Origin of the sequence: Sphingopyxis sp., from assembly GCF_035250425.1 — a bacterium.
Lineage (GTDB): Bacteria > Pseudomonadota > Alphaproteobacteria > Sphingomonadales > Sphingomonadaceae > Sphingopyxis.
In genome coordinates this window covers 1-10,059 of the sequence record NZ_DATFFD010000105.1, presented here as the reverse complement: position 1 = coordinate 10,059, position 10,059 = coordinate 1, and the positions used below count along the sequence as shown (strand labels likewise).

Genomic DNA, 10,059 nt, shown 5'->3' with positions numbered 1-10,059 from the left:
TCGCCGCGCTGCCCGACGAGCGACTGGCGCGCGCCGCGCTCGAGGCCGAGGAGCAGGCCGCCGAACGCGCCCGGACCGACGCCAACACCGCCCGCGATGCGCTGGCTGCCCACGAACGCACGCTTGCCAGCCTGAGCGAGCGGCAAGCGGTCGTCAGCGCCGAGATCAAGAGCTGGAAGGCGCGCGCGGGCGAAGCGGCGCGGCGCGTCACCGAAATGGACAAGCGCGCCGATGCGCTGGCGGCCGAAGCGGCGAAGCTCGCCGACCTCCCCGCCAGGCTCGCCGAGCAGCGCGCCGCCGCCGAAGCGCAGCAGGCCGATCTGCGCGAAAAGGTCGCCGCCGCCGAAGCGCAGGAACGCGCCGCCGAAGCCGCGCTGCGCGAGGCAGAAACCGCGCTGAACGCCATCCGCGAGCGTGTCGCCGCCGCGCGCGAAACGCGTGCCGGCGCGATCGCGCGCTCCGAAAATGCCGAGCTGCGGCGCATCGAAATGGGGCGCCTGTCGGGCGAACGCTTCGAATGCCCGCCGCCGTTGCTGCCGCAAAAGGCCGGCTTCGAAAGCGATAGCGTCGACGACGCCAATACCGAATCGGCGCAGCACGACCGGCTGGTCGCCGACCGCGAGCGGCTTGGCCCGGTGAACCTTGTCGCCGCCGACGAACTCGCCGAACTCGACACAGAGCGCGAAAGGAACGCCGCCGAGATCGAGGAACTGACGCAGGCCGTCCATCGCCTGCGCGGCTCGATCGGCAGCCTCAACCGCGAAGGCCGCGCGCGCCTGCTCGCCGCGTTCGAGGCGGTGAACACGCATTTCCAGCGCTTGTTCACGACGCTGTTCAACGGCGGACAGGCGCATCTCGAACTCGTCGATTCGGACGATCCGCTCGAAGCCGGGCTCGAAATCATGGCGCAGCCGCCGGGCAAGCGCCTCGGCACGCTCACCTTGCTCTCGGGCGGCGAGCAGGCGCTGACCGCCGTGGCGCTGATCTTTGGCCTCTTCCTCACCAACCCCGCGCCGATCTGCGTCCTCGACGAAGTCGACGCGCCGCTCGACGACGCGAATATCGAGCGCTTCTGCGACCTGCTCGACCGCATGGCGCGCGAAACCAACACGCGCTACCTGATCGTCACGCACAATGCGGTGACGATGGCGCGCATGCACCGCCTGTTCGGGGTGACGATGATCGAACGCGGCGTCAGCCGCCTCGTCTCGGTCGACCTCGGCGGCGCCGAGGAACTGCTCGCGGCGGAGTAATTAAATAGGGACAGTCCCTATTTAATTACTCGTTTGATTTCAGGGCGCCGTCCCCACCACCAGCATCGCCGCGAACACCAGCAGCCCCGCGAACCGGTTGCTGCGAAACTTCGCCAGCGCATCCTCGCCGTTCGCCGGGTCGAGCGTCACCACCTGCCCCGTCAGGTGCACCGCCGCGGGCAGCAGCGCGATCAGCACCAGCGGATCGGGCCGCACCGCCCACAGCGCCCCGCCCCAGCAGGCGAGCGCGAGCGCGTAGCACATCGCGACCCCGCCCCGCACATGGCGCCCCATCGCGCGCGCGCTCGATTTCACGCCGATCAGCATATCATCTTCGATATCCTGCAAGGCATAGATGGTGTCGTAACCGATCACCCACGCGATGCAGCCGGTATAGAGAAAGGGCAGCGCTATGCCTTCGCCGCCGCCCACCGCGACCCAGGCGACCAGCGCGCCCCAGCTGAACACGAGCCCCAGCCACGCCTGCGGCCACCAGGTGATGCGCTTCATGAACGGATAGCCTGCGACGAGGATCAGGCTGCCGAGCGCGACGATCTGCGCCGGGCGCGGCAACTGGAGCAGCACCGCGAGCCCGACGAGCGACAGCAGCACGGTCCACAGCAAGGCACTGCGCACCGACACCGTCCCGCTCGCGACCGGACGCGACGCCGTCCGCGCCACTTTCGCGTCGAGGTCGCGGTCGACGATATCATTATAGACACAGCCCGCCCCGCGCATCGCGATCGCCCCGATCAGCATCCACAGGAACAAGGGCCAGTGGCTGACCGCGCCGCCGCCGAGCGCGAGCGCCCACGCGCAGGGCCAATAGAGCAGCCACCAGCCGATCGGCCGGTCGAACCGCGCGAGCAGCGCATAGGGCCGCGCCGCGGCGGGCAGCAGAGCGACGAAACCGCGAAGCTGGCTATCGGGAGGATGGGTGGCAGTCATCGATGCGCGGGCGATAGCAGGCGCGGCGCGCGCGATAAATGGCTGATTGAACCGCGCCGCTCCTCAGGTGCAGGTGGACGGCGTCACCCCCGTCGAGGGATAGACCTGCGACAGATCGCGCCCTTCGCGGATGTTGAACGCCGCACGCGAGCGGATCGTCCGCGGCCCCAGCCAGTCGCCGAACGCAATCGCGTCATATTCATAGACGATCTCGACGAACATCACTGCCGAACCTACCGGCGCGGTGACCTCCGCTCCTTCGGGACCCATGCCCGGAAAATCAGTCCCCGTCGCGCCGTCGCCGGCGTCGCCAAAGCTCGATTCAACGTCGAGGTTGCCATAGCAGCGCTGCCAGTGAATCCACTGGCCGTCGTCTTCGTTGCGCTCGAGGCTGGAAAGAATGATCCGGCCGTTGGTAGCGAAATTCAGACCGCTCGCTTGTTCCTCGGCGCCGGTGAACACCTCGTTGATGTCGATTTCACGAATGCGCGGCAGCGACAGGTTGCTGCCGATCGCGATGCGCGAGGCATTGTCGGCGGTGGCCAGCCCGATCTGGCTGATGCGCGTGTGCGCGAGCGTCAGATTGGCCATTTCGATCCCGCCGAAACCGAGCAAGACCATCAACGGGATACAGAAGGCCATTTCGATCATCACGGTCCCGCGGCGATCCCGGACCAGGCGAACACGGCGCGCCGCGCGGGCGATGCGCAGCGCCATCCGGCGAAGAGGGCGGTTCATAGGTTGCATATGACCTGACTCGACGATGTGTTGCTGTTGTACGGCTGGTTGCGAAGAACGGTCGACGCGGCCAGCGTCTTTTCTTGCGGCTGGCCCAACATCTTCCATACCGGCAGGACGCGGTTGAATGTCATCGACACGGTATAGAGCACCACATCGTCGGCGCCGCCGTTGCCGCTCGACCCACGATCGGCTTCCCAGCTTCCGGTGGCGTTCATGTCTTCGAAACACTCGCCGGTGTCCCAGACGCCATTGCCGTTATTGTCGGTCAGTGGCTCGGGCTTGCCGACCTGGTCGTAGCTTTCATAGGCAAGGCGTTCGAATTCGACGTCGGCATTTTTGAAGACGGCCAACACCCGCCCGCGCACATTCTCGTCCAGCGCATCCTGATCGTCGGCATAGTCCTCGAGCGTCGCCAGGCGCGCCGACTGGCTGACCGCACCTTGCAGCACCTGCTGGGCATACATTTGCCAGCAAAAGTCGAAGACGCCCATGAGCAGCAGCAGGAACATCGGCGCGGTAAACGCGAACTCGGTGAGCGCGGTGCCCCGCTCGTTGCGGCGGAGGCGGCGGAGCAAGGAAAAACGGTGCGTCATTGTGACAACCTCAACCTGGATATCTGCCCGGCGATCGATGCGAAAATGGTCTTGAGCTGCGCGGCGCTGCCCGTCTGATACGCCTTGCCCGGCGTCGCACAGCTGGTCAGCTGGGTGTTGAGGGCAGTCCCGAAGCCGATCACCCAGATCGTCATGTTCCGCGCTTTCGCGGCGCTGCACAGCTGGAGGAAACGATTGTTGTGCCGATCCTTGAGCAGCGCGTTATCGGTCGTGGCCGTGCCGCTGATGCGCTGCATCAGATATTCATAACCCTGGAACGTCAGGTTCTGCCAGTTCGGCGCCATGTCGCCATCGGTCATGAAGATGATGTGGCGGCTGATCGGGCGTTCGTTGGGCGCGGTGGCATTTTCGTCGGCAAAGAGGCCGGTGGGCGACAGGAGGCGAACCCCCCACACCATGCCCGCGTCGTGATACGTGCCGCCGACCGGCTGCAACGCATCGATCTTGCCCTGGAAAAAGACGCGATCGTCGGTATCCATTTCGGTCAGCTTGAAGGCTTCGGCCGGACATACACCCCAACCGCTGCCCCAGTGATATTCATAGTTTTGCCAGCTACCCCCGCTCACGTCCCCACTGGCGACGGTCCGGACACCCGTGCCCGTCGGCACGGTGCCCAGGTTGACGGCGCGATGATAGGACAGTTCCGGAATCAGCAGCCGCCATCGGCTGTTTTCATCGGTCGGAACCAGATCGACGTCCATGTCGATCGCCTCGCTGGGCGCCGTCGCGGTCGAACCGAAACTGGACGTTCGCCGCTCCATGACGCACCCGCTCCAGCTGACGGTGCGGTTGGCGCCCGAATTGCCGGTATCGACGGTGATCGTGCCGCCGGCCTTGGCGCCGCTCACGTCGAAGATGCGGTCTTCATAACGATACTGGCTATTGAAAGGCGTCGAACTCGGCGCCGGCGACGCGGCATGGTCGAAGGTCACCGTGCGGCGCTGGATCCAGCAGGTGCTGTTCGCCGTGTTGTAATTATAGCGATAATTATAATAGCGATGCTGGGTGCCCGCGACGGTGACGTAGCGGCGCGTCCCGGCCGCGTCGACGATCCGCGCCGTCTTGTTCATGTCCTGCTCAGTGACGAGCGCGGGCATCGTGTCGGCCGGCGGCGTCAAGGCCGAGCAGGCCGCGCTGCTGGTAAAGCCGCTGATCGGCAGGAAGTCGTTCCATGTGCCGTTGGTCGTGGTGCCCGTGGTGACCGAGGTCGGCGGGTTGGTACCGCTCCAGTTGTAGCGGGTGACCGGCGAGCGCGAGGGGAGCAGCGTAAAGTCGGACAGCCAGCTCGGATCCTCGTCCCTCAAAATCCGGCCGACGTTCGCGGTCGAACTATAGGGGACAAGCCCGATGCGCAGGCGGCCATCGCCTTTTTCGGCCTGCGTGATGGTATCGAAAAACACCATCGACGCTTCCTTGAGCCCCGCCATGCGGGTTTTGCCGTCGCTGGTGATCGTGGTCATCGACCCGGTTACGTCGAGGACGAGCATCACGTCGGTGTTGGAAATTTCGAGTTTCGCAGCGCAGTTCACCGACAGGTTGAACTGATCGGTGCCAAAGATGTACATGATCGAGGTCGGCAGGCGCGCGGTCGCGGTTCCCACCACATTGGAAGTGCCCTCGGGCTCCGATGTGAAGGTCACGGCCTGGCTGCCATAAAGATTGGCCGGGTAGTTGAAGTTGAACATCTTATTCGCTTCGGTTTCGGCCGCGTCGCTATAGGCGTCCGCACCCATATAGCGGCGGCCGGCGAGGACGCCGGCGTCGCACGCCTGCTGAAGCCGCAGCTGGGCCATGTAACCGCGACCGATGTCGATACCCGATCCGACAATGCCGAGCACCGGCACGATCGCCGCCGCGGTCAGCATCATGGCGTTGCCGCGCTGGTCGCGCAAAAGCTTTGTGGCGCCGAGCCGTAGCCGGCTGAACACGGTCCCTCGCATGGCCTAACCCCTCTTCGCCCCGCGACGCCCCCCACTAAATTGGGCCGCTGGTATTCTCGCACCTAGGGGAGGACTGCTTACCAAAACGCTAATCGGCGGCGGGTCGACTGGCCCGGATCGGCGGTTCTGACCCGGATCGGGACAAGCCCTCTCGCCTCACGGCAAAAGATGCATAAAATACCGCCTTCTGTTATCGGCCCCACATGCCCGCGACTCCCGCCTGGCCGCCCGCCAGCACACCCCGCCTGTTCGTCGATTTGCCGTTGGGGCCCGATGCCGCCCCCATGATCGACGGCTCCGCCGCGCATTATCTGCTCAATGTGATGCGGATGAAGGCGGGCGATCCGATCCTGCTGTTCGACAATATCAGCGGCGAGTGGCTCGCGGTGGTCGCCGACGCCGCGAAACGCTCGCTGACCTTGCGCATCGAGCGGCAGACGAAGGCGATCGAACAGGTTCCCGACCTCTGGCTGTGCTTTGCGCCGGTCAAGAAGGCGCGGCTCGACTGGATCATCGAAAAGGCGACCGAACTCGGCGTCAGCCGCCTGCAGCCCGTCATCACCGAACGCACGATCGTCGAGCGCGTCAAGCGCGAGCGGCTCGAAGCACAGATCGTCGAGGGGTGCGAGCAATGCGGGCGCACCGCGCTTCCGGCGCTCGCCGAACCCGTCAAACTGCCGCAGCTCTTGAAGGACTGGCCCGCCGGTCGCGCGCTGCTGTTCGCCGACGAGGCCGGCGGCGCGCCGCTCGCCAGCGTCGACGCCCCGGCTCCGGCGGCGATCCTCACCGGCCCCGAAGGCGGCTTCACGGCGCGCGAGCGCGAGCTTCTGATCGGCCATCCCGCCGTCCGCCGCATCGCGCTCGGTCCGCGCATCCTGCGCGCCGAAACCGCGGCGATCGCCGCCGTCGGCATCTGGATGGCGCAGAATGGCGATTGGCCGGCGGGCGCCTGAGCCCCCAATCTGTCCCGTTGCCGCACAGAAACGCGATAAAGTCACCGATTTTAACCGGATATTAGCTACGCGCAGGCCATAGCGGCGCCATGCAACGGCGGGACCAGAGCCGATACCGCTGGCGTAGGGGCCAGTGTTTGCAGTCTGTGCGAGTATGTCTCATGCTCGTTTGGCTGGCGTTGACGCTTGCCAGCAATCCCGCCGCCGCACAGACGACGACCAGCTACAGCAACACGACGACCGGCACGATCAGCGAAACCGCGACGACGTGCGCCAGTCCGATGGTGCGGAATTTCACCGTCGCCGCGAACGCGCAGGTCAGCGATGTGAATATCGGCGTCCAGTTCACGCACAGCTATCGCGGCGATGTCCGCGCGACTCTGGTTTCGCCATCCGGCACCGTCGTCAATCTGATCACCAACGTCGGCGCCTCGGCCGACAATCTGAACGTCCTGTTCGACGACAGCGCGGCGGCGAGCATCTCGACGCACACGACGAATGACAACACCGCCGCAGCGCCCCCCTATCAGCGCAGCTTCCGTCCCGAGGGATCGCTTGCGAGTTTCAACGGACAGGGCTCGGCCGGAACCTGGCAACTGACGATCTGCGATTCGCTGGGTGGCGACAGCGGCGCCTTCACGCGCACCGACCTGACGCTGACGACGGTGCCGATCGCGCCCTACGCCGACCTGTCGCTGACCAAGGCGGTGAGCAACGCGTCGCCCGCGTCGGGCGCCAGCATCAACTATATATTGAGCGTGACCAACGCGAGCGGCTCGGCGCTGACCGCGACCGGCGTCACGGTGCGGGATGTGCTGCCCGCCGGCTTCGCCTTCACCGGCGCCTCGGGTTTCGGCAGCTATGACAGCATCGCCGGTGTCTGGACGGTCGGCAGCATTCCGCCCGGCATGACGCGAACATTGACGATCAGTGGCACGGTCGCCGCAACGTCGGGGGCGACCGTGACCAACATTGCGCAGGTCAGCGCCTCCTCCATCTTCGATCCCGATTCGACCCCAGGCAACGGCGCGGCGGGCGAGGATGATTATGATACCGCCGCCTTCACCGTCTCAGGCACGCGCACCGCGGGAACGCCGCCGACGCTCGTCTGCCCCGTCGGCACGACGGTCCACGACTGGGACGGCGTCACCTGGGCGGCGGGCACGACGAGCGGCGGCTATGCGCTGACCGCGATCGGCACGATGAATTTCAATATCGGCATCAGCGGCGGCACCTTCCTGAACAATGCGACCTATGGCGGCCAGTCCCCGACGCGCCAGAATATCGTCACCGGCGGCCTCACCCCCGCCCAATATTCGATCTTCGAGATCGCCGATTTCACCAGCCAGTCGGGCGCCATCACCTCGACGATCAGCTTGCCGACCGCGGTTCCCGGCGTCCAATTTCGCGTATTCGATATCGACTATGCGGCGGGGCAGTTCGCCGACCGCCTGACCGTGACGGGCAGCTTCAACGGATCGCCGGTGACGCCGACCTTGACCAACGGCGTCAGCAACTATGTCATCGGCAACAGCGCCTATGGCGACGCCACCTCGGCCGACGCCAGCGCCAACGGCAACGTCGTCGTCACCTTCAACGCGCCGGTCGACACGATCACCATCACCTATGGCAGCCACAGCCTCGCCCCGACCGACCCCGGACAGCAGGGCGCCGCGCTCCACGACATCCTATTCTGCCGTCCGACCGCGAACCTGACGATCGCGAAAACCAGCAGTATCATCAGCGACTCCACGAACGGCACGACCGATCCAAAGGCGATCCCCGGCGCGACGACGCGCTACTGCATCCTCGTCACCAACAATGGCAGCGGCACCGCGACCGGCATCGCCATCGCCGATCCGCTGCCCGCGAGCACGACCTTCGTCCCCGGTTCGCTGCGCAGCGGCACAAGCTGCGCCGGTGCGACGACGGTCGAGGACGACAATGCGAGCGGCGCCGACGAAAGCGATCCCTTCGGGGCATCGATCGCCGCCACGACGGTCGCCGCGACGACGCCGACGCTGCTACCCGCGAACGCGATGGCGATCGCTTTCGACATGACGGTGAACTGACGAAGCCGCAGCGAGGTTGAGCTTCGCGATCAACCTGCGCGCGCTGGTGAAACAGGGCCGCTTCAACAGCCGATTGCTTTCTGTACCGAACCGTATAATGGCGCGATATGAGCACGCGCACCGCCTCGGACAGCATCGATCCCATCGTCGAAAGCCGCGACCAGCTCGCGGTTCCCATGATCCAGGGCGAAAAACCCAAGGACCGCTGGCGCATCGGCACCGAGCACGAGAAATTCGTCTATCGCACCGCCGACCACCGCGCGCCCAGCTATGACGAGCCCGGCGGCATCCACGACCTGTTGATGGCGCTCACCCGCTTCGGCTGGGAACCGGTGATCGAGGGCGGCAAGGTGATCGCGCTCGCGGGCAGCGACGGCACGGTCAGCCTCGAACCCGCGGGCCAGTTGGAATTGTCCGGCGCCCCGCTCGAAAACCTGCACCAGACCTGCGCCGAGACCGGCCGTCACCTCAAGCAGGTGAAGGAAGTCGGCGCCGAACTCGGACTCGGTTTCCTCGGGGTCGGCATGTGGCCCGACAAGACGCGCGCCGAACTGCCGATCATGCCCAAGGGCCGCTACAAGATCATGCTCGACCATATGCCGCGCGTCGGCACCATGGGCCTCGACATGATGCTGCGCACCTGCACCGTCCAGACCAACCTCGATTATTCGAGCGAGGCCGACATGGTGCAGAAGTTCCGCGTTTCGCTGGCGCTGCAACCGCTCGCGACCGCGCTCTTCGCCTCCTCGCCCTTCACCGAGGGCAAGCCCAACGGCTATATGTCGTACCGCAGCCATATCTGGACCGACACCGACCCCGCGCGCACCGGCATGCTGCCCTTCGTGTTCGAGGATGGGTTCGGATATGAACGCTATGTCGATTATATGCTCGACGTGCCGATGTATTTCGTCTTCCGCGACGGCCAATATATCGACGCCGCGGGGCAGAGCTTCCGCGACTTCCTGAAGGGCGAACTCCCCGCGCTCCCGGGCGAAAAGCCGCGCCTCTCCGACTGGAACGACCATCTCTCGACCGCCTTCCCCGAAGTGCGGCTGAAGAGCTTCCTCGAAATGCGCGGCGCCGACGGCGGCCCGTGGAACCGCATCTGCGCGCTCCCCGCGCTGTGGGTCGGCCTGCTCTACGACCAGGGCGCGCTCGACGCGGCGTGGGATCTGGTCAAGGGCTGGAGCATCGAGGAACAGCAGACGCTCCGCGACGCCGTCCCGCGCGACGGGCTTTGCGCCCCCGCCCCCGGCGGCGGCACCGTGGGCGAACTCGCGCACCGCGTCCTCGACATCGCCGCCGCCGGGCTCGCCGCGCGCGGCGAGGTCAATTCGATGGGCGATAACGAGGTCGGCTTCCTCGAACCCCTCCGCCGCATCGCCAAGGCCGGCAAATCCCCCGCGCACGACCTGCTCGACCGCTACGAAGGACCGTGGAACCACGATCTTTCGAAAATCTATGACGAGCTGAGCTTCTAGGGCGGCGTCTGCTTTGGGGTGGAGAGCGGACGTTCCACAACCGTCGCCCCCGCGAAG

General features: G+C 65.9%; 7 protein-coding genes and 1 pseudogene. 4 read left to right on the top strand and 4 right to left on the bottom strand.

Annotation, left to right across the window (positions count from 1 at the left end):
- A pseudogene (locus tag VJ811_RS06125) lies at positions 1 to 1,253 on the top strand (chromosome segregation protein); the annotation flags it as partial.
- Positions 1,254 to 1,292: 39 nt separating this feature from the next.
- Here the strand turns inward: VJ811_RS06125 and ubiA are convergent.
- From ubiA to VJ811_RS06105, 4 genes are all read right to left on the bottom strand, one after another.
- Positions 1,293 to 2,201 carry a 4-hydroxybenzoate octaprenyltransferase gene (gene ubiA, locus VJ811_RS06120; protein WP_324071381.1) on the bottom strand — a complete coding sequence of 303 codons (909 nt, stop codon included), beginning with the start codon at positions 2,199 to 2,201 and terminating at the stop codon, positions 1,293 to 1,295.
- 63 nt (positions 2,202 to 2,264) lie between these two features.
- Positions 2,265 to 2,939, bottom strand: coding sequence for a TadE/TadG family type IV pilus assembly protein (locus tag VJ811_RS06115; protein WP_324071380.1), 675 nt, complete (start codon positions 2,937 to 2,939; stop codon positions 2,265 to 2,267).
- A complete protein-coding gene (locus VJ811_RS06110) occupies positions 2,936 to 3,535 on the bottom strand; it encodes a TadE family protein (protein WP_324071379.1) in 600 nt (199 codons plus the stop codon). The genes VJ811_RS06115 and VJ811_RS06110 overlap by 4 nt, the downstream gene beginning before the upstream one ends.
- Entirely contained in the window at positions 3,532 to 5,496 is a 1,965-nt protein-coding gene (locus VJ811_RS06105) for a TadE/TadG family type IV pilus assembly protein (protein ID WP_324071378.1), read from the bottom strand. Before VJ811_RS06105 ends, VJ811_RS06110 begins: the two co-directional genes overlap by 4 nt.
- A gap of 203 nt (positions 5,497 to 5,699) precedes the next feature.
- On the opposite strand from VJ811_RS06105, the gene VJ811_RS06100 reads away from it, so the two are divergent.
- The 3 genes from VJ811_RS06100 (at position 5,700) to VJ811_RS06090 (ending at position 10,002) form a co-directional block, all read left to right on the top strand.
- The gene (locus VJ811_RS06100) at positions 5,700 to 6,449 is read left to right on the top strand and encodes a 16S rRNA (uracil(1498)-N(3))-methyltransferase (protein ID WP_324071377.1); all 750 of its coding nucleotides are present in this window, start codon (positions 5,700 to 5,702) and stop codon (positions 6,447 to 6,449) included.
- 161 nt (positions 6,450 to 6,610) lie between these two features.
- Positions 6,611 to 8,521: a proprotein convertase P-domain-containing protein gene (locus VJ811_RS06095; protein ID WP_324071376.1), complete on the top strand. Its 1,911-nt coding sequence runs from the start codon at positions 6,611 to 6,613 to the stop codon at positions 8,519 to 8,521.
- A gap of 107 nt (positions 8,522 to 8,628) precedes the next feature.
- Entirely contained in the window at positions 8,629 to 10,002 is a 1,374-nt protein-coding gene (locus tag VJ811_RS06090; RefSeq protein WP_324071375.1) for a glutamate--cysteine ligase, read from the top strand.
- Positions 10,003 to 10,059 lie beyond the last annotated feature (57 nt).

Excerpts from the sequence above, each read along its gene's own strand:
- ubiA (WP_324071381.1), bottom strand. The coding sequence starts at position 2,201 with ATGACTGCCACCCATCCTCCCGATAGCCAGCTTCGCGGTTTCGTCGCT.
- VJ811_RS06115 (WP_324071380.1), bottom strand. The coding sequence starts at position 2,939 with ATGAACCGCCCTCTTCGCCGGATGGCGCTGCGCATCGCCCGCGCGGCG.
- VJ811_RS06110 (WP_324071379.1), bottom strand. The coding sequence starts at position 3,535 with ATGACGCACCGTTTTTCCTTGCTCCGCCGCCTCCGCCGCAACGAGCGG.
- VJ811_RS06105 (WP_324071378.1), bottom strand. The coding sequence starts at position 5,496 with ATGCGAGGGACCGTGTTCAGCCGGCTACGGCTCGGCGCCACAAAGCTT.
- VJ811_RS06100 (WP_324071377.1), top strand. The coding sequence starts at position 5,700 with ATGCCCGCGACTCCCGCCTGGCCGCCCGCCAGCACACCCCGCCTGTTC.
- VJ811_RS06095 (WP_324071376.1), top strand. The coding sequence starts at position 6,611 with ATGCTCGTTTGGCTGGCGTTGACGCTTGCCAGCAATCCCGCCGCCGCA.
- VJ811_RS06090 (WP_324071375.1), top strand. The coding sequence starts at position 8,629 with ATGAGCACGCGCACCGCCTCGGACAGCATCGATCCCATCGTCGAAAGC.